We start from the raw sequence: 23432 nt of genomic DNA, 5'->3' as shown, positions 1-23432 counted from the left end.
TTTCACCCGGCGGCCTGATGGTCTACCATGCCGCCCGCCGGTTTCCACCATGGAACTAACAGGGAATCCCTGGCCCGCCCAAGGCGTGCCAAACGGAACTGCCCCCGCAACTGTAGGTGCCGAGCCCGCTCCATCGATGCCACTGGGTCAACCGACCCGGGAAGGCCGGAGCCGGGCGACGACGCACCAGTCAGGAGACCTGCCGGCCTACATTCACCAACCGGCGGGGTGTCCGGGATTGGCCATTGGTGCTGCCCCCGCTGCGTGCGGGGGCTCGGCGATGCCTGTCCGTGGGTTCCTTCCGTGAACTGTCCGATAGGAGATCGCCCAGCATGCAGCCCCGTTTCGCCATCCTGCTCGCAGGCCTCGCCCTGCTGACCCTGCTGGCGGCCGTGCTGGCCGGCACGGCCATTGGCGAAACCCAGTTGTCGCTGCGGCTGGTCTGCCAGGTGCTGGCCAACCACCTGTGGCAAGCCGATTACCCGGTCGACCCGATCGACGCCGGCATCGTCTGGAACTACCGCTTGACCCGCACCCTGGTCGCCGCCGCCTGCGGCGCCGGGCTGGCGACCTGCGGGGTGATCCTCCAGGCGCTGCTGCGCAATCCACTGGCCGAGCCGTACCTGCTGGGCTTGTCGGCAGGCGCCTCGACCGGTGCGGTACTGGTCGGCCTGCTGGGCCTGGGCAGTGCGGCCCTGAGCCTGTCCGCCGGTGCATTCATCGGCGCACTGACGGCCTTCGCCCTGGTGCTGGTGCTGGCCCGTGCGGCCGGCCCGAGCAGCCATAACGCCCAGGTGATCCTGGCGGGCATCGCCGGCTCGCAGCTGTTCAACGCCCTCACCGCGTTCCTCATCACCAAGTCGGCCACCGCCGAACAGGCGCGCGGCATTCTGTTCTGGCTGCTGGGTAACTTGAGCGGCGTGCGTTGGCCGTCGGTGTGGCTAGCGCTGCCCGCAGCGCTAGTCGGCTTGCTGGTGTGCCTGTGGCAGCGCCGCGCCCTGGACGCCTTCACCTTCGGCGCCGATTCGGCGGCCTCGCTGGGTGTTGCCGTGCGCCGCACGCAGTGGCTGTTGATCTGCTGCGCGGCGTTGGTGACGGCGGTGATGGTGTCCATTGTCGGCGCCATCGGTTTCGTCGGGCTGGTCATTCCGCACGCCCTGCGCCTGTTGCTCGGCCCCGGCCACAACCGCCTGTTGCCGGCCAGTGCACTGGGCGGCGCGCTGTTTCTGATTGCCGCTGACGTGCTGTCACGCACGCTGATTCCTGGTCAGGTGATTCCGGTGGGTGTGGTCACCGCACTGATCGGCGCACCGGTGTTCGCGCTGATCCTGGTCAGCCGCCGGGGACGCCCATGACGGCCATGACAGCGCTGCAACTCGCCCCTCTCGCCTGTCAGGGCTTGAGCTTTCAGTTGGCCGGTAACCTTGTACTGCGTGACATCGACCTGAGCGTGGTGGCAGGCGAAACCCTCGGCATCGTCGGCCCCAACGGCTCCGGCAAGTCGTCGTTACTCAAGCTTCTGGCCGGGCTGCGCACCCCGCAAAGCGGTAGCGTCCACTTGCTCGGCGAGCCTATCGCGCGCCTGCCTCGACGGCGTATCGCCCAGGTCCTGGCGCTGGTCGAGCAGCAAGCCGACACCCTCGATGCCATTCGCGTATTCGACGCCGTGACCCTGGGGCGCACGCCGTGGTTGTCGGCGTTGGCACCGTTTTCCCGCGAGGACCGCGCCATCGTCGAGCAGGCGCTGGCCGACCTCGATGCCACGCACCTGCGCACACGTCTCTGGGGCTCGCTGTCCGGTGGCGAACGCCAACGCGTGCACATCGCCCGTGCCCTGGCCCAGCAGCCCCAGGTGTTGCTGCTCGATGAGCCGACCAACCACCTGGATATCCAGCATCAGCTGAGCCTGCTGCACCGCGTCCAGGCGTTGCCGGTCACCACCCTGGTGGCCCTGCACGACCTCAACCAGGCGCTGACCTGCGACCGCGTGGCAGTGCTCGACCAGGGCCGCCTGGTTGCCCTGGGCAAGCCGTTGGATGTGCTCACCCCCGAACGCCTGCTGAGCACCTTTGGGGTGCACGGCCACTACCTCACCGATCCCTTCGACGGCGCGCGCTTCCTGCGTTTTCGCGTCCCCTGAACCAGGAAGCTGCCCCATGCGCTCCACAGCCCTGCTGCTCGCCAGCGCTTTACTGCCCGTTGCCGCGCTTGCCGAATCGGTGCAATCGCAAAGCCGTGGGCTGGTCGAAGACAGTAACTGGAGCTTGCTCAACCGCACCGTGTACGACCAGCGTGACTACAAGCATGGCGGGCGCAACAGTGCCGCCCGCAATGCCTACAAGCCGCGTAGCGAACGCAATGGCCTGGCTGAAGAATGGGCCTACGGTTTGATGGGGACGCTGCAGTCCGGTTTTACCCAAGGCTTGATAGGCGTGGGAATCGATGCCCATGCCTACCTGGGCGTACAGCTCGACAGCGGTGGTGGCCGGGCGGGCAAGGCGCGCCTGCTCGGTGTGGACAATGACGGCCACCCGAAGAATGAGTACAGCCGGGGCGGCGCGGCGGCAAAGTTGCGCCTGTCCAACACTGTGCTGTCCTATGGCGAGCAGCGGGTGAAGACGCCGGTGTTCAGCTCATCCGACAGCCGCCTGCTGCCGGAAACGGCAACCGGGTTCTTCTTCTCCAGCAACGAAATCGACACGCTGAAACTGGTCGCGGGGCACTTCAACGAAAGCACCGACCGTAACGCCTCAAGCCATGATCAGGGCTTCGTGGTGAACTACTCCAACGGCCGCCAGGGCAATACCTTCGACCTCGCCGGCCTGGTGTGGAACCCCGGCGCCGCGTTCACCGGCAGTCTGTATACCTCCCGCTATGAAGACACCTGGAACCAGCACTACCTCGGCAGCACGCTGACCCACGCACTGGACGACCGCCGCAGCCTGAGCCTGGACCTGAACCTGTACCGTACCACCGACACTGGCAAGGCCCTGTCCGGACGCATCGACAACACCACCTGGAGCCTGGTCTCGCGCTACAGCCAGGGGCCGCACAGCGTCAGTCTCGGTTGGCAGCAGGTGCACGGCGATACCCCGTTCGACTACGTGACCCGTGGGGCGATCTACCTTGCCAACGCGGTGCAGATGTCCGACTTCAACGCACCGCACGAGAAGTCATGGCAGGCGCGCTATGACCTGAACATGGGGGGGTACGGGGTGCCAGGCTTGAACCTGACGGCACTGTATGTGCGCGGGTTCGATATCGATGGCAGCCATGTCGACCCCAGTGGTGGCTATGCCTACCTGGGTTATGGCCAGGGCGGCAAGCACTGGGAGCGAGACCTGGAGGCACGCTATGTGGTGCAGAGCGGCAAGGCCAAAGGCACGGCTTTCTCGCTGCGGCATAACCTGCATCGGGGGAACACGGCACAGGCGGAGCTGGATGGCGACCAGATCCGCCTGGCCGTCGAGTGGCCGTTGACGGGCGGATTGTGAAAGCACTGGTGTCCCTGTGGGAGCCGGCTTGCCGGCGATGAGGCCAGGGAAGGCTGGCGCCGGCTCGGGCCCTATCGCCGGCAAGCCGGCTCCCACAGGGGATCGCGTCAGCCTTCGAAGTTGATGACCATGCGGCCCTTGATCTTCCCTTCGAGCATCTCTTCGAAAATATCGTTGATGTCTTCGACCGGACGCAACGTCACCTTCGGCACCACCTTGCCTTGCGCGGCGAACTCGAAGGCCTCGATCAAGTCCTGCCGAGTACCGACCAATGACCCGACCACTTCGATGCCATCGAGCACCAGGCGCGGGATGTCCAGGCTCATGGCTTCAGACGGCAAGCCTACGGCAACCAGCCGTCCACCTGCTCGCAGCGCATCGACCGCCGAGTTGAAGGCGCTTTTCGATACTGCCGTCACCACGGCCGCATGCGCGCCGCCGGTCTTTTCCTGAACGACCTTCGCCACATCCTCGCTGCGAGGATTGAGCACCAGGTCGGCGCCCATCTCACGGGCAAACGCCAGCTGCTCATCATTGACATCAATCGCAATGACCCGGGCATTGAAGACGTTTTTCGCGTATTGCAGGGCGAGGTTGCCCAGGCCGCCAAGGCCATAGATGGCAATCCACTGCCCCGGGCGGATATTGGACGATTTCACGGCCTTGTAAGTGGTCACCCCGGCGCAGGTGATGCTGCTGGCCGCTGCCGAATCGAGGCCGTCCGGCACTTTTACCGCATAGTCCGCCACCACGATGCAGGCCTCGGCCATGCCGCCGTCCACGGTATAACCAGAGTTCTTCACTTCCCGGCACAGCGTCTCATTGCCGCTGTTGCAGTATTCGCAGTGCCCGCAGCCCTGGTAGAACCAGGCCACGCTGGCCCGGTCGCCCGGCTTGAGCGAAGTCACACCTGGCCCGACCTCGACCACCACGCCAATGCCTTCATGGCCCAGGACCACGCCGGTCTTGTCGCCGAAATCGCCGTTTTTCACATGCAAGTCCGTGTGGCATACGCCGCAGCACTGCATTTTCAGTAACGCTTCACCGTGCGCCAGCGGCCGCAGTGTCTTTTCCACCACCTCGACGCGACGCCCTTTGGCAACAACTGCAGCTTTCATGAATGCCTCCTTGTTTACCTGAGTGAGCTTGAGTTGAAGGGTTCAGCATAGAGGCGATCTGGACGAAGGGATTGCTTCAGGTCAAAAAGCGGCCGCTCAGTCCAGGCTCAACCACGGCTTGAGCTCTGCCCGATTGGCCAGCACCAGTTGCTGGGCCTCGGGCCTGGCGTCATGAACACTGGGGTTTACGTGGAAGCGGCGGACGACATACTTGGCCAACGCCAATGAGCTAGGCACCACGAGACGCCCCTCGAGCATGCCGTAGTCAACTTCGATAATGGCCCGTTGCGCGGGCGTCAGGCGCTCGTCCGGTTTGAAGATCACATCGATCTGCGAATTCCATTCCGTATCGTGTTCCATGCCGTTCTCGGTGACTTCATCGCGCAGCAGCGGTACACCGCGGAAACGGCTGAGTACGAAATCGCGGTACTTGCGGTTTTTCTCGCAGTACGCCCGCACATGCCAACGCATCCCGGTATAGACCAGGGTGTGCGGTGCGATGGTACGCCCCTCCAGCTCCGGGCTATTGAAGGACACATAGTCGATATCCAGCCGCCGTTTCTCCCGGCAGGCCTTGAGCAACGGTCGCAGCACTTCGGGCTGCACTGACCGGTCAGGGACCTTGAGCACTTCAGTGTGCCCATAGGCCAAGGCCAAGCCTTCGATATGCGGCGCACGCGCGTTGTTCTGGTTGAGCAGATCCAGGTAGGCACTGGCGCTGTCATCGATGAACAGCGGCTTGAACGCTTCGGTAGGCACGTAGCCTTTTATCTGCTTGTCGTAGACCAGGTTCTCCGACGCGTAGTCGGTGATGTAGGTGTTGATGTCCTTGGAAGCCTGCTGCCGGCTGATACCGAAGCTCTGCATCAAGTGGTTGGTCGTCAGCCGCCCCTCCCACCAGACCACCGTTTCGATCAGCTGGTAGCGCAAGGCCAGGTCCCAGCGGGTTTGCTGCATGTGTTGGGCGCGTTTCATCCAGGATCCTGTAAGGAGCAGCCATATCTGCTCAGTCAAATGACGTGTCGTCAAATCCTACGTGTCTGGCAAGGCGCAAAGCAAATTGCAGTTCACCTGTAAAGTAAATCGACACATCCATGCGCCGCGCGCCAGGCAGAGGGGCAAGGGCCCTCGAGCATGCCCAAGCCACGGTATTCGGCGACTGCGCCACACCCTGCGATATCAAAACGCTTTCTCCTTCTGGCAAACGGCTCGCCACGAACCCTGCTCAACCTGTACCAATCATTTACCTGTACAAGTCACCACTATAGACATGTCGCTTTACTAGACATATCTTTCTGGCTACCGGCAATAAGCCACTACTCAGGAAGCCTCACCATGGAAGCACTCGAAATCATTTTGCTGGGCGTCACCGGCACCTGCCTGCTGGTGCAAGGCCTGCAACACGCTCGGATGGGAGATATCTGGAATTTGCTGAAAAGTGATCGTGACCTGGAGCGCACCGCGCGGATCCACCAACAGGAAAACAGCGAGCTGCGCTCCGAGCTTCGCGCCCAACGGGAGCATGTGAGCCAACTGCAACGTCAGGTCCAGCTGCTGCTGGGGCTGGTCCCCGAAGCCTGATGGGGCGATCCGACCCTCATCGCTTTTACCCTGACACTGTGTTTACCTATTTACGCATCCACCCAGGGAAACCTTCCATGCCCTACCCCATCGAACAGAAACTCGTCGTCGGCGTGGCCTCCAGCGCCCTGTTCGACCTGACCGACTCGGACGCCATCTACCAATCGGAAGGCGTCGATGCCTATCGGGAGCACCAGCAAGAGCACCTCGACGTCCCCTTCCCCAAAGGCGTCGCTTTTCCGTTCATCCGCCGCTTTCTGAGCATCAACAAAGCCTTTCCCGAGCAATTGCCGGTGGAAGTGGTACTGCTCTCGCGCAATTCCCCAGAAACCGGGCTGCGGGTGTTTCGCTCGATCGACCACTACGGCCTGGACATTACCCGTGCGGCGTTCATGTCCGGCCGTTCGCCCTACGAGTACATTCCCGCCTTCAATGCATCACTGTTTCTAAGTGCCCATGAAGGCGACGTGCAACGCGCCATCGATGCCAATTACCCGGCCGGCCTGGTACTGCCGACACGTATCTACGACGACGAGATCGATACGGAGTTGCGCGTGGCCTTCGACTTCGATGGCGTGATTGCCGATGACGAAGCGGAAAGCGTGTACAAGCAGCGCCTCGACCTGACCGAATTCCAGGCCCATGAACAGGCGCGCAAGACCATTCCACACCAGCCAGGGCCGCTGGCGGACCTTTACCGCAAGCTCTCGCTGATCCGCCAGCTCGAAGACCGCAAGCTGGCGCAGGACCCGACTTACAAACGCATTCTGCGCATCGCCATCGTCACGGCGCGCAATGCACCCTCCCATGAACGGGTGGTGACGACGTTGAAGAATTGGGGCGTTTCACCGGATGAGTCGTTCTTTCTGGGCGGCATGGAAAAAGACCGGGTGCTGTCGATTCTCAAGCCGCACATGTTCTTCGATGACCAGCGCAGTCACTTGATGTCCGCCGCGGGGGATTTGCCGATGGTGCATGTGCCGTTTGGCGTGGCGAACAAGTCGCTTGGGAACGTGAATGTGCAAGCTGGATCCGCGGAACAAACGGAAGTGTTGAGCACTGCAGTGCTCGAACAGAAGGATTCCGTGGGGCTATAGGCGATATAGCGGGCGGCCGGCCTCTACACGCGGACCTCAGGTAACGACCCAATGCGCGACAATGCTCTTGACCAAGTGCCAAGGCTTCCACAATGAGATGTGTTCCATGACACGACTGGAGGTTCCCATTACACCTGCAACGGAAATGTACAAGAACCACTTCTTCAGCACTCTGGACAGCTTCCTTCTGGTTCGTCGTAGCAATTAACACACCCTGAACCGTGTCCCTGTCCCCAAAATGAAAAAGCCCGACGCTATGTCGGGCTTCTGCATCACTCCCCAACACGCGCAGGAATGACAGGATCGAAAAATAATCTGTCATGCGGCCATGCTAAGTCAAGCGGCATTCTTGCTACGCAAGCTCCACGCTGGATTCTCGGAGCGTTAGCAAAACCATCCTCGCCCGCCCTCTGTTGTCATCGAATGGGAAGTCAATGACGCCGAATGAAAAGCATCCTAGCGATACATGTGGATACTGAATCGCTCGGTAACGATAAACCGTTACGCAAAGCCGGATGCGCGCCCCTGTTCCCTGGCGGGAGGCAATCAAACGCATCCCAAGCAATCAAAGGGAATATTGGATGAAACTCAGTTTTATTGATGGCGCACGCCTCAGTCGCCGGCGTGTGCTGCGCGATGCCTTCGCCCTCGCAGTCGCGACCAGTCCATTAGCCAGCCTGGCGAAGACAGCCGAGGAAAAAGACCAGGACGTCAGTGTTGCCGCAGGCCCACGGCCATTGGTGCAATACCCGCAAAAAAGACCGCTGACCGTAGTAAGCACTCGCCCCCCACATCTCGAAACCCCGTTCCGCGTCTTCAACGAGGGCCCCATCACCCCGAATGACGCTTTCTTTGTCCGTTACCACCTGGCCAACTTTCCTACCAGCATTGACCCGGATACCTACCGCCTGACGATCAAGGGCTCGGTCAATACCCCCCTGTCACTCTCCCTTGCCGAGCTCAAGGCACTCGCCGAACCGATAGCGGTGGTGGCCGTGAACCAATGCTCGGGCAACAGCCGAGCGTTCTCGATGCCTCGCGTATTCGGGGCCCAGCTGGGCAATGGATCGATGGGTAACGCCCGTTGGGTGGGCGTGTCGCTCAAGACCGTTCTGGAAAAAGCAGGCGTGAAAGCCGAGGCAAGGCAGGTGACGTTCGACGGTCTCGACAAGCCTGTGCTTTCAAGCACGCCAGACTTCACCAAGGCCCTGGATATCGACCATGCCATGAACGGGGAACCCATGATTGCCTGGTCCATGAACGGCGCTGAATTACCCTTCCTCAATGGATATCCCATACGCCTGGTGGTGCCGGGCTATTTCGGCACCTATTGGGTCAAGCACTTGAGTGAAATCGAAGTGCTCGACCACACCTATGAGGGGTTCTTCATGGCGAAGGGCTACCGCGTGCCAGACAACGACTGCCTCTGCGTCGCCCCCGGTACCACGCCGGCCAAGACACGGCCGATTTCCAAGTTGCCCGTGCGCAGCTTCATCACCAGCGTTAGCCACGGCGATGTATTGCCGCGAGAGCAATCCGTAATGCTCAAGGGCATTGCCTTCGATGGTGGTGCCGGGATCAGCAAAGTGGAGGTCTCGATCGACGGTGGCAAGCAGTGGCGCGCAGCCGAACTTGGGCAGGACCTTGGCCGCTTCTCTTTCCGTGAGTGGACGCTGCCGATCAACTTCGCCCACCGTGGCGCGACCCAGCTGATGGTGCGGGCCTCTAGTAACGCGGGGGAAACTCAACCACTGCGAGCCGACTGGAACCCTGGCGGCTACCGCCGCAACGTCGTGGAAACAACCCACGTGACCATTGCCTGAGGGGGTAGCATGAATCGCATCACATTCCTGCCCGCCTTGCTCTTTGCAACGCAGGCTTGCTGGATTGCCACGGCGCAGGCAGAACCGCTCACGATCAAATTGCCTCCGGAAACGGCTGCGCTCAAACCCAGTTCGCTGCCGGGTTATGCCTTGGCACAACAGAAATGTTCAACCTGCCATTCTGCCGACTACATCAACTTCCAACCGCCAGGCATGAGTCTGGAACAATGGACGGCAGAAGCAGGCAAGATGAAAAACACGTATGGCGCTCCGATCAGCGATGAAGATGTGAGCATCATCGGTGCCTACCTGGCCACGACCTACGGTTCTGCCCAGACCAGCGACGCCGGGGTGCAAGCTGCCTCTTATCCATCAAAAACCGAGGCCACTCCTGTTGCAAAAAACGATGCCATGTCGTTGCTGCAGAACAATGCCTGCCTGTCGTGTCACGCCATTGATCACAAGGTTGTGGGCCCGTCTTATCACGAGGTGGCAGCCAAATATGCCGGCGACGCACAGGCGCTGGAGAAAGTGACATCCAGTATTCAGCAAGGCGGCAGTGGCAAGTGGGGCAATGTGCCCATGCCGGCTTTTGCGCAGTTGAAAGCGGATGATTTGAAAAAGCTGGCGGCGTTTATTCTTGAGCAGTAAAGAACCGGGACAATGACGAGCGTGCGGCCTAGAAAGGCCGCACTTTGATTTCGTAGTCCTTACCCCTATTCACGCGTTACATGTTGTTACGCCTAACGGCTAAAAAAATCAGATTTAGCTTCTTTCTTGTAGGACATTTCCCAAAGATACTGCCGATGCCTGTTTTTCGTTGCGCACGCAAAAAGTGGACTCTAGTCTCGGCACGTCGTTGTCACTCAGCGACTGGGTTAGCCGCCCAAAAAACGTCGGACACCACAGCCGTGCAATACCGAGCAATCGGCATTCGCGCCTCTATGGCGGCTGTGCGTGGGGCACCTTAAGGTGCGCCGGGTGCCTGACGTCCCGGTCGGCTAACCCGCGTACAGCTGCCACCTATTCGTTTAGCCGCGTTTGGTGGTTGCTCAACTACGACAGGAGCCACACCATGCTGAAGATCGTTCCCGATCCGCCTCACAACGCTCACTCTCTCGAAGACACGCTGATGGTGGCCGCTGACTACGCACTCTGCGCGGAAGTCGTTGCCCAACAGGCGATGTTGATGCAGCCCAAATCACCCGTGTCTTTGTTGATCATGGCGTCAATGCACGAGCTTGAAGCCCTGCGCAAATTGCTCGAGTCGGCACTGGTTCAAATACAAAAGCCAGCCGATCCGCAGACACTGCATTAATCCGCATCATGATCCGCCTGGCCTGACCCTTTCGCAGGCTTGCCCCCTCGCACAGCACCGCCCTGAGGTTGTAGACGACCCTCAGGCGATCAGTGAAACCTGTGGGAGCCCGGCTTGCCGGCGATAGGGCCAGCCCAGGCACCTACAACTTCAGGGAGATCAAACAATGGCCACCGAAGACACCCATTTCACTGTCGGCAAAACCACCTTCTTCCAAGGTGAAAACCAGACCCATCCACTGTTTCGCATCGAACCCGGCATCCCCTGCCAAAGTGCCCGCGAACAGGCCTCAGAACTGATGGGCTATGCCCGCGACCTGTCCATCGACGGCCTGATCGAAGACAAACCCCAACTACTCTGGGCCTCGCACTACCTCTGCGCCCTGGCCAAGGCCCTGCTCGACGATGCTGAACTGGGCATGATGAAACCCCCTTGAAGCCCCACCCCACTCGGCGCGCCCCCACTGTGGGAGCCGCGCTTGCCGGCGATGGGCCGCAAAGCGGCCCCAACAACCCAACTCCCAGCGCCGACACCCAGGACAACTCACTCATGCATCCCCCCCACCTCAACACAATGGTAAGTGCGCTATTTGACCATCTTGAAGACGAACTCCCCTCACTCCCGAAACCGTGTTGATCAGTAGTAAGGCAGGCCCAGTTCGGCCACAATCGATCACTCAGTTCAAGCTGGGACGCTCCGCATGCTCACCACCCTCGCCATCGGCAACTACCGCTCGATCAACCATCTTGTGCTGCCGTTAGGCCAACTCAACCTGGTGACCGGCGCCAACGGCAGCGGTAAATCCAATCTGTACAAAGCCCTGCACCTACTCGCCGAAACCGCCCAGGGTGGCGTGATAGAAGCGCTTGCCCGTGAAGGCGGACTGGATTCGACCTGGTGGGCCGGGCCTGAGATGAGCCAGCGCATGAAGCGCGCTGAAGTGCCCATCCAAGGCCAGCATCCGAGCGAAGCCAAACGCCTGCGCCTCGGTTTCGCCACCGAGGATTTCGGCTTTGCCATCTCGCTCGGCCTGCCGATTCCCCTGCCCTATCCCACCGCCTTCATGCTCGACCCCGAGATCAAATCCGAAGCCATCTGGGGTGCCGGCGCGTACCGGCCATCGTCCTTGCTGGTAGAGCGCAAGAACGCGATGGTTCGTGCCCGGGAGGGAAACGGTTGGACGGTACTGGATCAACATGCCGATAGCTGTGAGAGCTTTTTCAACATCGTTGGCCGCCCACGCCAGGCGCCGGAGATCGGAGAGCTGCGGGCGTTCATCAACAGCTGGCGGTTCTACGATCACTTGCGCATCGACCGCGATGCGCCCTGTCGTCAACCGCAGCTGGGGACGCGCTCGCCGGTTCTGCATCACGACGGACGCAACCTTGCCTCGGCGTTGCAGACCATCATCGAGATTGGTGAGGTTGAAGACCTCATGGCAGCACTGGATGATGCGTTTCCCGGTAGTCGCCTGGAGATTGATGCGCCACCGGGTGGGCTGTTCAGCGTGCGACTGCACCAGCATGGGCTTCTGCGCCCGCTGGGTGGCGCTGAATTGTCGGATGGCACGCTGCGTTATCTGCTGTTGATGGCTGCGCTGCTGACGCCACGGCCGCCGTCACTGATGGTGCTCAATGAACCGGAAACCAGTTTGCATGCTGACCTGTTGCCTGCCCTAGCGCGACTGATCATTCGCGCTTCTCGTCGTAGCCAGGTTTGGGTCGTGTCTCACAGTGCCCCGTTGATTGAGGCGCTGCGGGCATGTGACGGTTGCAATGTGTTGGAGCTGGAGAAGAACCAGGGCCAGACTCAGCTGCGCGGGGTTGGGTTGTTAGATGAGCCGCTCTGGCGCTGGGTAGATTGAAGCTGGCGTTGGGCTGCGAATGACGTGCGTCGTACAGGAGCGCTGAAGCTGCTGTTCATGAGCTACCCTTTATGGGTCTTCTCCAATAGGACGTCGACAATGAACCTCGAATTTCGACTAGCCCTTTCAATAATCATTACAAGCATCCTGGGCTGCGCAACATCGTCAAATCAAGTGGTAACGCTTACCCTTGATGCTACTCGGCAAAATACAGGACAAATCGCCAATGTCACGCTGAGCAGCCAAGACACACAGACCGGCTTCACGTTCTTCATCGGTGGAGTTCCGAATGGAACCACCCTCCCCTTGCGCCTCTACACATTCATAAACAAAGGTAGCTGCCAGCAACCCGGGCCAATGGCATACGCAATGAATGATCGCGTTGACACCGATCGCATGGCAAGAACGCGTACATGGACGTACTCAAGAACCGCAAATGTCATGATGTCGGCGTTGTTTGCCGATGAATATTCTATTGTTGTCCGAACAACACCGGCCGACGGCAACATCGATATTTTCTGCGGAAATATCAAGAAAGAGGCATTGTGAAATAGACAAGCCCATTCTCTATCCCGCCGCACCTACATACCTAATCAACACCAAAGTTAGTGCACGTCAGAGGCGCCCGCCTAGCTGGGTAGTGATCGTGTCCCTTGTGGCTCGACGGCGTCGCACAGTCAGTCGATTTCTCAGCCTAGCCCACCAACAACGGACTCAGGGTCGGCGCGATGCCGCGTGCTAAATCGCCTCCCAGTCGGGTTGTTTTGACCTTTTAGCTCACGGCGAATTCGGAACGCTCTCAATGTCATTCCAAAATACTCTATGAGTCATCTTGATGGCTTCCCTGTGTAGATCTAATACTGAGCCTCATGCCAGGGGAGGCACGAAAGATGCAAAGAAGATTCGTTATCGTTCCAGCCGTACCTATCGAGAAAGACTCATTTCAATCAGGAGCTCGCTTCTACGCCAATACCGTATCCGGGGGCTTCGACATCTACGACAACCAAGAAAAAATGCGACGCAAGCCAAGCTATCCGACGAGGACACTGGCAGAAGCCGCCTGCGCAGAAATGAACGAGACCTGTCGAAATCCCGACGAACGCTTTACTCCAATGAGAACTTGTTGAAGCGCCACCCAATGATTTTGTGGCGCGCTGTCCTGCCTGAGGACATCGCCACGACGTACAGGACTACGCCAGCTTGAGCAGCACGCGCCGGATGTAGTCATTGCAAGCATCTGGATGGTGGGGCCGCTTCGCGGCCCATCGCCGGCAAGCGCGGCTCCCACAGGCACAACGTAAGACTGGAGGCTGGTGATACTTCTGTGGGAGCCGGCTTGCCGGCGATGAGGCCGGCGCTGGCAACAGAACTTTCGACAGGGGTAGCCGCTTTGGGTCGCAAACCGTTATTTCTTTAGCCTTCACCCTCGATTCAGTTCGCGCGTCAGCACGGGTGCACTTATCCACGCTACAGCCCCGATGAATTGATCAGCACATTATTGGATGATGCGCACACCAGTAAGACAGAGCCCTCATTTTAAGGCGCTCGTCATGCCTTCCTTAGTCACCCCATGTGACGACGCCAAAATTCGCTTGCTTCGAAAGTTTATGGCAATCTGCCGCATCCTTCTAAAACGCAAATCCATGAAAAGCAAAACTTTCAAGAGCAAGCTAATGCCCGAGATTTCAGCCGAGAATGCCAGCCTGATTCATGCCATTGCTATGTCAACCGCCATCATCGCCGCATTGATCTCTGCTTGCGCGGTCATCTTGGCGCAACTTATGTCCGACGTCCAAATCAAACAATCGGACAGGTCCATGGCAGAGGCCGGCCAACTCATTCCCAAGGCCGATGAATCTAGCGCGCAGTCTCAATTGAAAATCGACGCGCTCATCCAACAGAACCAGGCGTTGACCGCGCGACTGGCAGCAGAGGAACAGGCCCGACTGAAAATCGAAGCCCGCCTCCAACCCAGGAAGTTGACGGCGCAAGCTCAGGCCGCGTTCAAGGCATTGGCTGTAGCGCTGGCCAAGGACAAGGCCACCCCAACCGTACTGCTTAACATCGTCAAAAATGATGACGAAGCACTGGCGTTCTCAAAGCAGATCGCTGTAGCCATGATGAAAGCAGGCGTACGGGTTCAGATAAAGCATTTGATGCACACGAAAGACGCCACGGGCGCTCATGTGGTGCTGTACAACAGCCCGGGTAGCCAGCACATCGAGCACGCCTTCATAGCGGCCAACATTGCTTCGCAGATCACCCGGTCTTCTCAAACACCCAAGATTCGTATCGACGATCAGGATACGCCCGCGATCAGTGCGTTCATTACCGTTTATCCTAAGGACTTGTCGCTGAGCGATACGACAGAGCCGCCCGCAAGGTGAGATAGTTTCTCAGCGGGCTGGCAGCAACTTACCTTTGTAGCGCCGAACAGAGAGGGCATTCCCAACTGCATGCATGGAGAACGCCATGATCGTCACACCCTGCAAATAACAGCCACATCGCATTGCGGGGCAAGTCGGGTCGCCGCAGTGCCGCTACCTACCAGAGGTTGAGAAAATCTGACACCATCACGCCCTTTTCACCGCAAGCTGCTTCGAGTCAGGCTCTGCGTGTAATCGAAGGGCACAATAAGCCCTCATTTTTTGCTGGGGCGATGGATGAAACAAGGGCGACTCTGGGCGTTGATGCTGATGTGCGTGATCATGATAGGTTGCGCCACTGCGCCACCTAAAGATCAAAACAACCTGTGCAATATCTTCCGCGAATACCCCGACTGGTATGAAGACTCGCTGGAGATGCAACAGCAATACGGCACGCCGCAACATGTAGCGATGGCAATCATGAAGCAGGAAAGCAGCTTCGTTCACGATGCATTGCCTCCTCGTGATTACTTGCTGTGGGTAATTCCCTGGGGCCGTGTCAGCTCTGCCTACGGTTATGCACAAGCCCAAGATCCAGTTTGGGGTGAGTACAAGGATGGCACCGGCAATGGCGGCTCGCGAGATAACTTCGACGACGCGATCATGTTCATCGGCTGGTACACCGCCGGTACCCAAAAGCAGCTGGGCATCTCCAAGTGGGACACTTACAACCAGTATCTTGCCTATCACGAAGGCCGCGGTGGTTTCAGCCGGGGCACCTACCGCAGCAAACCTTGGCTGATGCAGGTGGCGCGCAAGGTTGAGCAACAGTCGAAGGTCTACGGCGCACAGCTCAAGCAGTGTCGGGGGGAGCTGGAGGATGATAGTGGCTGGTTCTAAAGTGAGGTAGTCATGGTGCTGACGCGCAGCAAGGCACCGCTGATGCTGCAGCTGCCGCGCGAGCGGCACGTACCGGCCGCCAGCTTGACGCCGGACGCTGGTCGCCGATCGAGAAACCAAGCCGGGTCCAGGCCACACTCGACCGAGTGCGCAACGGACGCCAGCGCTTCGGCGACCGGTTCTTCATGCCCTACAATGGCAAGGGCTTCGGCACTACCGGGCGCGACATCAACCGGCCGATCGGCACCATCACCACCCTAGACCGCTGGGCACTGGTCGAAGGCGACAGCATGCGGATGCTCATCGCCAGCGAGGCCTTGGCCGCTATGTCATTCCGGCGCCCGGACAACCACCGGTTGACCATGTACATGGCCGGAAGGCCGTGCCGCCACTGGCCGGGCAGCGCAGTTATCGAAGCTCTATTGAAGGCGGCCTAAACTCGATTCTGCCATCAGCTTGAATCGATAGGTTTCAGACCCGCCCGGAAGCCCAAGCTTTGCGAACGCAGCGTGCTTCGCACCGCAATGAGGACAGATTACGAATAGGTCATCCCACTCAGGATCTTCCGTGATACGACCCTCGAATGTAGCTGCACATGCCTCATTCTGACAGCGAAATTCACTGTTCATATGACCTCCCTAACTCTCCTCAAAAATTGTAGTCGAGCTTACGAGGTATCCCTTTGCCCTCAGAAAACCGATCCAGCAAAAGCGAACAGACGGCCCTTCGACCAGGCCGGTGCACTGCGCGTAGCTGCATTTCTGGAACCGCGCCCAAGGTTTCCCTGTCGACTACATCATCGACAAAGGCGCTGACGGCAAGCCGTTCACCAAGACCGAGCAGGTGCACATGTGCGGCAACAGCGTAAGCCTACTTCCAATGGCAGCCCTTGCGCGCGCCAACGACCCGTGGCCCGTGGCTGACCGACAAACTGCAGCGGCCTAGTCTTCGACTAGCCGGAACTGCATTTCTAGTGGCCCGCCAGGTGCACGGGACTCCATGACAGCTACATGCTTAGCCCCGCACTGCTGACAAAAGAAAACCTGGCGGTCCAATCCCTCGTCGTGTACCAACTCAGCGTCTGTTTCTTCCTCACAGTTCAGGCAGATGAATTTTCTGGTCATCGCCATTCCTCCTATTCCAGACACATTCAGCTTAGCCGGCCTTAAGGCTGGCTCCGAGGTATTCCCATGCCCACAGAAAACAGAGCCAGCGAACCTCGTGCTACGCCCCCGGAAGCATTATCTGCATCCCCAATTTGAGCAGTGCCTAGATAGGAGCAATTCGTATTCAAATCCCATTATCACGTACCCATCGACGTGAACGCCTGTGCTGAGCAGGGAAATGGATGCCCGAACCATGCGGTGTTTTCAGCGTTAAAAAATTTCTCCTTGAGACGGAACGTTTTGATAGCACAGTGATTCAGCATGACTTCACCCTGGCCTGGCAGCACAGCATCGAGAAGATTCGCTGGGAAGAAGACTATCGGCTGACGCCCGCGGGCCTGATACTGATGGAGGCACGGGTTCACGGCAACGGTGCTGGCATGGAGATCCCGGACGATGCCCAGCTTCGCGATGGCGCGTGGGTTTATCATCGCCCGTTACCGCCACTGCAACCCTTGCACGCTGGACGCACCCCTGAAGCCGGTGACTATGAAGTGTGCACTGCCGATGGGTGTCGGCCGCTTTCCTACTGGCTGGGGCCGCCCAGCAAGGACGTCGCCGCCGTGGATTTCTGGGCCTGCGAACTGCCCTCAGGCGCGGCGCAGCACGCGGCATTGCCCTGACCCTCTGATCAGAGCAATGCAAACAGGCCTTCAGCTCACCACATGCAGGTAGTGAAGGTGGCGCTCGTATTGGTCCAGGATATCCCCGATCACATCATCGCGGCTCCACCCCATGATGTCATAGTCCTGGCCACCCTCGCGCAGGTGCACTTCGGCACGGAAGTACTTGCGGGCATCGGCGCCGTCCTCGGTATCACGCATGATGAAGCTGGGGGTATTGAATGCGCGCGGCCGCACTTCATAGAGGAAGCGCCCCTCGCCGGCATGAGAAAGCTCAAGGGTCACGCGCCCGTCCTCCCGCTCACTCACCGTCACTTCATAACCTTGCTTGCGCAGTTCGAGGGCGACCTCTTCACAGGCAGGCTGAACCACCTCGGCGATGAAACGATTGACATGCGATCGGCGCGGCATCATAGCGATATTACGCAAACGGCGTTGCCAACCGCCGTGCGGGTGCCGGGTATGTCGAGGGCCGGGCAATGCCTGGTTGCGCAAACCGCGGCGGGTCGCATCCAGGCTGAGGGCCTTGAACAAACCCCAGATGGCAACCAGAAGGATGACCGCAAAGGGCAAGGCACTGGCAATGGTCGCCGTCTGCAGGGCCTTGAGCCCATTAGCCAACAACAATGCGATCGCTACAACGCCGATGCTCACCGACCAGAAGATGCGTTGCCATAGGGGTGAATGGCCTTTTCCGGAAGAAGCCAGCATGTCGACCACAAGCGCCCCCGAATCCGCCGAAGTCACGAAGAACACGACTACCATCAACACTGCGATCAGTGACACCACGCTGGAAAACGGGAAGTGTTCAAGAAACGCGAATAACGCCAGGGAACTGTCCTGGTCGACCACCGCCGCCAAGTCTTTCACGCCATCGTTGAGGATCATGTGAATCGCCGAGTCACCGAATACCGTCATCCACAGCAGGGTGAACCCTGCCGGTACGAACAGCACGCCGCAGACGAACTCACGAATCGTTCGCCCTCGGGAAATGCGAGCGATGAACAGCCCCACGAAGGGCGACCAGGACAACCACCAACCCCAGTACAACAGGGTCCAGCCACCAATCCAGTCGGTGGGTTCATAGGCATAGAGGTTGAACGTTTTGTTGACGATGTCCGAGAGATAGGCGCCGGTATTCTGGATATAGGTCTGCAGCAGAAACACCGTGGGCCCGAGCAACAACACGAACACCATCAGCACGACCGCCAGCCCCAGGTTGAGCTCCGACAGGATGCGGATTCCTTTATCCAGGCCACTGGCCACCGACAACGTCGCCAAAGCACAGGTGGCGGCGATGAGTATCACCTGCACCGTGGCATTTACCGGCAGGCCGAACACATGGTGAAAACCACTGTTGATCTGCAGCACGCCATAGCCCAGCGAAGTGGCCACGCCAAATACCGTACCCAGAATGGCAAAGACATCCACGGCATGGCCTATGGGCCCGTAAATGCGTTCACCGATCAACGGATAGAGCGCGGAGCGCAAGGTCAGTGGCAAACCGTTGCGGAAACTGAAATAGGCCAGAATCAGCGCAACGATGGCATAGATCGCCCAGGCGTGAAGCCCCCAGTGAAAGAAGGTGATCTTCATCGCTTCACGGGCCGCAGCGACGGTTCCTGGGTCACCTACCGGCGGCGTGGTGAAATGCATGACCGGCTCGGCTACGCCGAAGAACATCAGGCCGATACCCATTCCTGCCGAGAAAAGCATGGCAAACCAGCTGCTCTTGGGATAGTCGGGCTCGCTGTGGTCCGGCCCCAACTTGATGTCGCCGTAGCGGCTGACTGCCAGGAACACCACGCTGATCAGCACCAGCGCCACGGTAAGAATGTAGAACCAGCTGGCGTTCGTGATGATCCAGTGCTGAACCTGCTCGAACAATGATTGGGCGTGTTCCTGAAATGCCGTGGCGTATACCACCAGCAGAAAGATCAATATTGCGCTGGTATAGAAGACAGGTGGATTGAGAGTGCTCCTGGGCTTCGGGGCTGCAGTCATTGCGGCAGTTCTCCTTTTGGGGACGATGAGCACAAGGTCGCCGGGCACGACGACCTGCTCAAAGACTAGCAGCCAGGCAAATGCCCGGTCACCGAACCTTCCATGCTCGAAATGGAGATAAACCGTAACGTTCTCCGATCAAAATCTCAAACGATCGCCCAGCACGACCTGTTCGACATTGCGTCTCACGAGGTGGCCGTTCATCTGGTCCCCGTTGTTCTGAAGACTACCGGCGGGTGCTAGCTGCACGGTGCAGTGAGGTAGGTTAACGAACAGCGCAGGTCGGGCCGCCATGCGGGAGTCTCTGTGACTATGCAAAAAAGAATTGCCTCGCGCCCAGGAACTGGCCGAGCGGGCCTTCGCCAACCTTGAACGCTTTCTGCACAACGAAGCCGTCAGCGGTATCGTATTACTGCTCGCGGCTGTTGCCGCCCTGATCTGGGCGAACTCTCCAGCTGCCGAAAGCTATGAAAGCCTTTGGCACACCCCGCTGACCTTCGGGCTCGGTGAGCGGGTCTACTCGCAATCTCTGCATTTTTGGATCAATGACGGCTTGATGACCATCTTCTTCCTGGTGGTCGGTATGGAGATTTCGCACTGAGCCTGAATCATAAAGTCCAATGGTTGCTTTCGACCCAAAGCTGATCTTCGCCTTTACTGCTGAACAATTGTTCAGTTATAAGGTTCTAGCCTTCCCGTGATGTGTGGCACTGTCGAGTGGATTTGACTTCCTTCGTCCGGATCGGCTTGCCCCCTTGTGCCGTCAACGAACTGGAGAGCCAATATGCGAAGCCCGTTGTTCAATACGCGCATTACTGAAATGCTCGGCATTCGCCACCCCATCCTTTGCGGCGGAATGGGGCCCGGTGTCTCGGACGCGAGCTACGTCGCGGCAGTCGTCAACGCTGGCGGGATGGGGTTCATTGCTGCCGCCGGCCTCCCGGATTCGGACGCGCTTCGTGAACAACTTCGGATGTGCCGTGACCTGACCTCCGGCAAGGGCTTCGGCGTGAACCTCTACATTTCAAGTCAAGCCGAGGCGGCTGAGCTCCTGCAAGAGTACGTGAGGATTCTTGCCGAGGAAGAAGTCCTCTGCGTCGAAACCTCGGGGGCAAGCCCGGAAAAGATTCTTCCAGCATTACGGGATGCGGGTATCAAAGTCCTGCATAAAGTCCCCGCTGTCCGTTACGCGCGCTCAGCTGCACGGCTTGGCGTGGATGCAGTCATCGTTGTCGGCAATGACTGTGGAGGCCATCCTGGTACCCATGGAATCAGCAGCATGGTTCAGGCGCCCCATGCCTCGAAAGAGATTTCCATTCCACTGGTCATCGGCGGAGGAATAGGAACAGGTCGCCAACTGGCGGCGACCCTGATGATGGGGGCTGACGCTATCTTGATGGGCTCTCGGATGTTGGTCGCGGAGGAGTTGTGGATTCACCGTTATTACAAGGATCTGCTGGTCCAGAGCGATGGTACCGATAGCGTCGTAGTGAAGACTGGCCTACAGCAACATCACAGGGTTCTGAACAACCAAAGCGCAAAAGCAGTCGCAGCGTTGGATGTGACAGGGACTAGCGACTTCGAACACTACCGCCCGCATGTGATGGGGGCGCTCACCACCCAGGCCTACCGGACGGGCGACAGTAGTCTTGGCATGCTCGACTATGGCCCATCCGTAGTGTTTGTCGATACCGTGCAGTCGGTGGAAGCTATCTTTGATGAGATTCTCGACGATGCGCATTGGGCAATGCAGCGTTTGCAAGGTCTGCGCAGCCAAGCCTAGATGTCCGCTTGGGGTCGAAAACGGCCATTCAAGATTCACCGACCCGAGCATCTGACCATTCACCCATAGAGTTAAACGGTCCTGAGTAGCCCAACTCACGGATTCGGATGTGCTAACCAGCACGCGAAATTCAATCGACATCTCGGTGGGGCAAAAAGTGGGACAAAATTGCTGACCAGTTAGAATCGATCAGGCATAAAAAAATCCAGTCACCGTTAAGTGACTGGATTCTTTGGAGTTTTTTGGTCGGGACGGAGTGATTCGAACACTCGACCCCTTGCACCCCATGCGTGCAGGGAAGCAGAAAAGCCTTGAATTACAGGACCTTGAGCGGGCGCTCGCTGCAAACGGTGCCGCACTGTGTCAGACCAGATTTCACGCCCCCCCGAAAATCTCCCCACGGGCTCCGGCCTGCATCCGGCGTTCTGCCGACCGTTACCCTTCCTTGATGTGGCTACTCACAGGAGTGCTGCCGATGAGCAGCTTAGTGGAGAGGCGGCAGATCCTTGCCGCGTGCCTTGGCCATGACTCGAAGTTGATAATCAGATACCGCCTGGAACAGCGACTCCGCCAGAAGGCGCAGGCGCTCGACTTCTTCGGTAGGCCAACCGGCATCTTCGGCTTCGTGGTACTGCCGCATGGCGTCGACAGCCTGCTGAATAAGCGGCTCGCCAGCCTCAACCATTCCAATTAACGTGCGCTTTTCCACCGCCATGCTCCGATCTGTGGTCATCGGATTATAGGACGCCAAAACCGGACACAATCTGAATGAAGATCTGTAAGGACCGCTATCGACCCAATGCAATTCTTCGCCAAGCTCATCTATGCAGGCTCAGTGGTAGGGGCCTTCGGTCCTGAAGCAACTTTCACCCATAGCTACTTCTGGTGATTTCCAGAGGTAGAGGGCGTCCAAAAAAAGAAGAAGCAGGCCCGCTGTTCGAATGATTCGGGCTGTCTAGTTCTCCAAACCAGCTTGAGTCCACCTTCTCTCAAGGTATTCGGGGTCAGGATGGGATCCGTCTATACGAGACCTAAGCTTTTTCCCGGAATATCTCTGATACCCCGATTCCGCTAATAGCGGTGATACCACGATATTGAGTGTTTTCGGATCAACCGCGATGAGGCTTCTATCAAACAGCCGATGGAGATCAGAGCGTAGTAGCAGCCCGTTCCCTGTATGGTTCAGACCGGTCTCAGAGTGGCTCACAATGTGTGCAGCCTCAAGCACCTCCCCAACACATTCGCCGGATATTGCGCATGCGCTATCGTACAGCTCCATCAGATTGAGTCTGAATCGACTTTGATTACGCCGGGCTCTGCGCTTTGCCATAACCGTGCTGCCGTCGTCATCTCTCGCCTCCGCACGTTGATGATCCCCCTCGTCGTCGGTTGTGTGCGCTTTTATCGCTTTGCTCATCAACTCAAGAAAGTGCTCGCAGACAACCGACCACTCGGCATCATCAATAAATCGATAACCTGTACGGGGCGTGTTTACGCCGGACTCTAGGCGCCTCTTTACGCCTTTGACCGACTGTGAATAGCCCTCGTCAAACGTCGAGCACGCACCCAACCAGGCCTCAAGCAGTGCGACATTCTGCTCATGGCTCGGTACTTTGAGATGCCACGTGAAGCGCCCCCACTGATGCACAATCATCGACAGATCAAGTTCAAATACGTACTTCGCGCCTTTGAACAAAATGATGTAGAAAGGCCCGCCACCCCCACGCCAGCTGGTGAAGCGCACATGCATCCCGTTGGGCAGTTCCACTGTCTCATAGGCCCCGAGAGCTCCACCTGAAATCAACTCGGCGCTGATCGTCGCGGCCAACTCCTTCATCAACTCATGACCAAGACTCTTGTAGAACGCTTTATCTCGCGGCATGTTTCGCATTCCTTTCATGGTTTTATTTTCCCACTGTCGAATCTATCCGAAGATTTGAGTCAAGCAGTAGATTTGTCAGTGAACGGGGGCTTCGCAGATTTGAAAGGCACTTTGGGCGGCAGGTCTGGACCAGTTGCCGCCTCTGGCGGCCGGTAGCTATAGGTCGAAAGCAGTCCCTCACAAGCAGCTGCTTGCGACCCATAGCTGCACCTGTCCAAAGTTCTGTTGCCAGTGCTGGCCTCATCGCCGGCAAGCTGTTCTGGTCAAGTTTTGCCGGACACCGATTACGGTGATCAAGCTACCTGTTGCTCCATAGCAATTGGCGACAGGTAGTTGTTATAGCTGTGGAGCCTGATTCGGTTGTATCGCATGAAGAAGCTGGTCATATCCTGCCTAGCTTCTTCAATCGCCGC

Annotated in this window: 21 protein-coding genes, 3 pseudogenes and 1 riboswitch; of the genes and pseudogenes, 19 read left to right on the top strand and 5 right to left on the bottom strand. The window is 58.6% G+C overall.

Features of this window, described 5'->3' with window-relative positions; translation table 11 throughout:
* Positions 1-21 precede the first annotated feature (21 nt).
* Positions 22-222: riboswitch (cobalamin riboswitch) on the top strand.
* A gap of 110 nt (positions 223-332) precedes the next feature.
* Genes ACIPZB_RS26110 through ACIPZB_RS26100 form a run of 3 tightly spaced genes read left to right on the top strand, consistent with a single transcriptional unit; the run spans position 333 to position 3494 of the window.
* On the top strand, positions 333-1355 hold the full coding sequence (locus ACIPZB_RS26110; RefSeq protein ID WP_400643329.1) for a FecCD family ABC transporter permease: 1023 nt from the start codon (positions 333-335) through the stop codon (positions 1353-1355).
* Positions 1352-2140, top strand: a complete 789-nt coding sequence (locus ACIPZB_RS26105) for an ABC transporter ATP-binding protein (protein WP_400643328.1) — start codon at positions 1352-1354, stop codon at positions 2138-2140. Before ACIPZB_RS26110 ends, ACIPZB_RS26105 begins: the two co-directional genes overlap by 4 nt.
* A gap of 16 nt (positions 2141-2156) precedes the next feature.
* On the top strand, positions 2157-3494 hold the full coding sequence (locus tag ACIPZB_RS26100) for an OprD family porin (RefSeq protein ID WP_400643327.1): 1338 nt from the start codon (positions 2157-2159) through the stop codon (positions 3492-3494).
* Positions 3495-3601: 107 nt separating this feature from the next.
* On the opposite strand, the gene adhP is transcribed toward ACIPZB_RS26100, so the two are convergent.
* Positions 3602-4612 (bottom strand): alcohol dehydrogenase AdhP, encoded by a 1011-nt coding sequence (adhP, locus tag ACIPZB_RS26095; RefSeq protein ID WP_008090554.1) that lies wholly within the window; start codon positions 4610-4612, stop codon positions 3602-3604.
* A gap of 96 nt (positions 4613-4708) precedes the next feature.
* On the bottom strand, positions 4709-5587 hold the full coding sequence (locus ACIPZB_RS26090; protein ID WP_400643326.1) for a helix-turn-helix transcriptional regulator: 879 nt from the start codon (positions 5585-5587) through the stop codon (positions 4709-4711).
* A 360-nt stretch (positions 5588-5947) separates the two neighbouring features.
* Between ACIPZB_RS26090 and ACIPZB_RS26085 the strand changes: the two genes are divergently transcribed.
* From ACIPZB_RS26085 to ACIPZB_RS26020, 14 genes and pseudogenes are all read left to right on the top strand, one after another.
* A complete protein-coding gene (locus ACIPZB_RS26085; protein WP_400643325.1) occupies positions 5948-6193 on the top strand; it encodes a hypothetical protein in 246 nt (81 codons plus the stop codon).
* A 77-nt stretch (positions 6194-6270) separates the two neighbouring features.
* Positions 6271-7290, top strand: coding sequence for a 5'-nucleotidase (locus ACIPZB_RS26080; RefSeq protein ID WP_400643324.1), 1020 nt, complete (start codon positions 6271-6273; stop codon positions 7288-7290).
* Between the two features lie 581 nt (positions 7291-7871).
* Complete coding sequence (locus ACIPZB_RS26075) at positions 7872-9113, top strand: molybdopterin-dependent oxidoreductase (protein WP_400643323.1); 1242 nt, start codon at positions 7872-7874, stop codon at positions 9111-9113.
* A gap of 9 nt (positions 9114-9122) precedes the next feature.
* Positions 9123-9764 carry a c-type cytochrome gene (locus tag ACIPZB_RS26070; protein ID WP_400643322.1) on the top strand — a complete coding sequence of 214 codons (642 nt, stop codon included), beginning with the start codon at positions 9123-9125 and terminating at the stop codon, positions 9762-9764.
* Positions 9765-10188: 424 nt separating this feature from the next.
* Positions 10189-10431: a hypothetical protein gene (locus tag ACIPZB_RS26065; RefSeq protein ID WP_400643321.1), complete on the top strand. Its 243-nt coding sequence runs from the start codon at positions 10189-10191 to the stop codon at positions 10429-10431.
* A 166-nt stretch (positions 10432-10597) separates the two neighbouring features.
* A complete protein-coding gene (locus ACIPZB_RS26060; RefSeq protein ID WP_400643320.1) occupies positions 10598-10867 on the top strand; it encodes a DUF3077 domain-containing protein in 270 nt (89 codons plus the stop codon).
* Between the two features lie 264 nt (positions 10868-11131).
* Positions 11132-12295, top strand: coding sequence for an AAA family ATPase (locus ACIPZB_RS26055; protein WP_400643319.1), 1164 nt, complete (start codon positions 11132-11134; stop codon positions 12293-12295).
* A gap of 99 nt (positions 12296-12394) precedes the next feature.
* On the top strand, positions 12395-12844 hold the full coding sequence (locus tag ACIPZB_RS26050) for a hypothetical protein (protein ID WP_400643318.1): 450 nt from the start codon (positions 12395-12397) through the stop codon (positions 12842-12844).
* Positions 12845-13185: 341 nt separating this feature from the next.
* Positions 13186-13422, top strand: coding sequence for a hypothetical protein (locus tag ACIPZB_RS26045; protein ID WP_400643317.1), 237 nt, complete (start codon positions 13186-13188; stop codon positions 13420-13422).
* Between the two features lie 423 nt (positions 13423-13845).
* On the top strand, positions 13846-14682 hold the full coding sequence (locus ACIPZB_RS26040) for a hypothetical protein (RefSeq protein WP_400643316.1): 837 nt from the start codon (positions 13846-13848) through the stop codon (positions 14680-14682).
* Between the two features lie 276 nt (positions 14683-14958).
* On the top strand, positions 14959-15561 hold the full coding sequence (locus tag ACIPZB_RS26035; protein ID WP_400643315.1) for a hypothetical protein: 603 nt from the start codon (positions 14959-14961) through the stop codon (positions 15559-15561).
* A gap of 12 nt (positions 15562-15573) precedes the next feature.
* A pseudogene (locus ACIPZB_RS26030) lies at positions 15574-15998 on the top strand (DNA cytosine methyltransferase); the annotation flags it as partial.
* A 319-nt stretch (positions 15999-16317) separates the two neighbouring features.
* Positions 16318-16506 (top strand): annotated as a pseudogene (locus ACIPZB_RS26025) (DNA methyltransferase); the annotation flags it as partial.
* A gap of 472 nt (positions 16507-16978) precedes the next feature.
* On the top strand, positions 16979-17350 hold the full coding sequence (locus tag ACIPZB_RS26020; RefSeq protein WP_400643314.1) for a DUF1850 domain-containing protein: 372 nt from the start codon (positions 16979-16981) through the stop codon (positions 17348-17350).
* A 30-nt stretch (positions 17351-17380) separates the two neighbouring features.
* On the opposite strand, the gene ACIPZB_RS26015 is transcribed toward ACIPZB_RS26020, so the two are convergent.
* Entirely contained in the window at positions 17381-19354 is a 1974-nt protein-coding gene (locus tag ACIPZB_RS26015) for a BCCT family transporter (protein WP_400643313.1), read from the bottom strand.
* Positions 19355-19679: 325 nt separating this feature from the next.
* Here ACIPZB_RS26015 and ACIPZB_RS26010 point away from each other — a divergent pair.
* Positions 19680-19946: pseudogene (locus ACIPZB_RS26010) on the top strand (Na+/H+ antiporter NhaA); the annotation flags it as partial.
* Between the two features lie 192 nt (positions 19947-20138).
* Positions 20139-21137, top strand: coding sequence for an NAD(P)H-dependent flavin oxidoreductase (locus tag ACIPZB_RS26005; RefSeq protein WP_400643312.1), 999 nt, complete (start codon positions 20139-20141; stop codon positions 21135-21137).
* Between the two features lie 484 nt (positions 21138-21621).
* On the opposite strand, the gene ACIPZB_RS26000 is transcribed toward ACIPZB_RS26005, so the two are convergent.
* Positions 21622-21846, bottom strand: coding sequence for a hypothetical protein (locus ACIPZB_RS26000; RefSeq protein WP_400643369.1), 225 nt, complete (start codon positions 21844-21846; stop codon positions 21622-21624).
* A 246-nt stretch (positions 21847-22092) separates the two neighbouring features.
* Positions 22093-23019, bottom strand: coding sequence for an HNH endonuclease (locus ACIPZB_RS25995; RefSeq protein ID WP_400643311.1), 927 nt, complete (start codon positions 23017-23019; stop codon positions 22093-22095).
* Positions 23020-23432 lie beyond the last annotated feature (413 nt).

It is taken from the genome of Pseudomonas sp. NPDC089396, assembly GCF_044749545.1.
In the GTDB taxonomy this organism is placed as follows: Bacteria; Pseudomonadota; Gammaproteobacteria; order Pseudomonadales; family Pseudomonadaceae; genus Aquipseudomonas.
This window is presented reverse-complemented; position numbering and strand designations above follow the sequence as displayed.

Excerpts from the sequence above, each read along its gene's own strand:
- ACIPZB_RS26110 (WP_400643329.1), top strand. The coding sequence starts at position 333 with ATGCAGCCCCGTTTCGCCATCCTGCTCGCAGGCCTCGCCCTGCTGACC.
- ACIPZB_RS26100 (WP_400643327.1), top strand. The coding sequence starts at position 2,157 with ATGCGCTCCACAGCCCTGCTGCTCGCCAGCGCTTTACTGCCCGTTGCC.
- ACIPZB_RS26055 (WP_400643319.1), top strand. The coding sequence starts at position 11,132 with ATGCTCACCACCCTCGCCATCGGCAACTACCGCTCGATCAACCATCTT.
- ACIPZB_RS26070 (WP_400643322.1), top strand. The coding sequence starts at position 9,123 with ATGAATCGCATCACATTCCTGCCCGCCTTGCTCTTTGCAACGCAGGCT.
- ACIPZB_RS26085 (WP_400643325.1), top strand. The coding sequence starts at position 5,948 with ATGGAAGCACTCGAAATCATTTTGCTGGGCGTCACCGGCACCTGCCTG.
- ACIPZB_RS26090 (WP_400643326.1), bottom strand. The coding sequence starts at position 5,587 with ATGAAACGCGCCCAACACATGCAGCAAACCCGCTGGGACCTGGCCTTG.
- ACIPZB_RS26050 (WP_400643318.1), top strand. The coding sequence starts at position 12,395 with ATGAACCTCGAATTTCGACTAGCCCTTTCAATAATCATTACAAGCATC.
- ACIPZB_RS26005 (WP_400643312.1), top strand. The coding sequence starts at position 20,139 with ATGCGAAGCCCGTTGTTCAATACGCGCATTACTGAAATGCTCGGCATT.
- ACIPZB_RS26015 (WP_400643313.1), bottom strand. The coding sequence starts at position 19,354 with ATGACTGCAGCCCCGAAGCCCAGGAGCACTCTCAATCCACCTGTCTTC.
- ACIPZB_RS26065 (WP_400643321.1), top strand. The coding sequence starts at position 10,189 with ATGCTGAAGATCGTTCCCGATCCGCCTCACAACGCTCACTCTCTCGAA.
- ACIPZB_RS26105 (WP_400643328.1), top strand. The coding sequence starts at position 1,352 with ATGACGGCCATGACAGCGCTGCAACTCGCCCCTCTCGCCTGTCAGGGC.
- ACIPZB_RS26040 (WP_400643316.1), top strand. The coding sequence starts at position 13,846 with ATGCCTTCCTTAGTCACCCCATGTGACGACGCCAAAATTCGCTTGCTT.
- adhP (WP_008090554.1), bottom strand. The coding sequence starts at position 4,612 with ATGAAAGCTGCAGTTGTTGCCAAAGGGCGTCGCGTCGAGGTGGTGGAA.
- ACIPZB_RS25995 (WP_400643311.1), bottom strand. The coding sequence starts at position 23,019 with ATGCCGCGAGATAAAGCGTTCTACAAGAGTCTTGGTCATGAGTTGATG.
- ACIPZB_RS26035 (WP_400643315.1), top strand. The coding sequence starts at position 14,959 with ATGAAACAAGGGCGACTCTGGGCGTTGATGCTGATGTGCGTGATCATG.
- ACIPZB_RS26080 (WP_400643324.1), top strand. The coding sequence starts at position 6,271 with ATGCCCTACCCCATCGAACAGAAACTCGTCGTCGGCGTGGCCTCCAGC.
- ACIPZB_RS26060 (WP_400643320.1), top strand. The coding sequence starts at position 10,598 with ATGGCCACCGAAGACACCCATTTCACTGTCGGCAAAACCACCTTCTTC.
- ACIPZB_RS26045 (WP_400643317.1), top strand. The coding sequence starts at position 13,186 with ATGCAAAGAAGATTCGTTATCGTTCCAGCCGTACCTATCGAGAAAGAC.
- ACIPZB_RS26075 (WP_400643323.1), top strand. The coding sequence starts at position 7,872 with ATGAAACTCAGTTTTATTGATGGCGCACGCCTCAGTCGCCGGCGTGTG.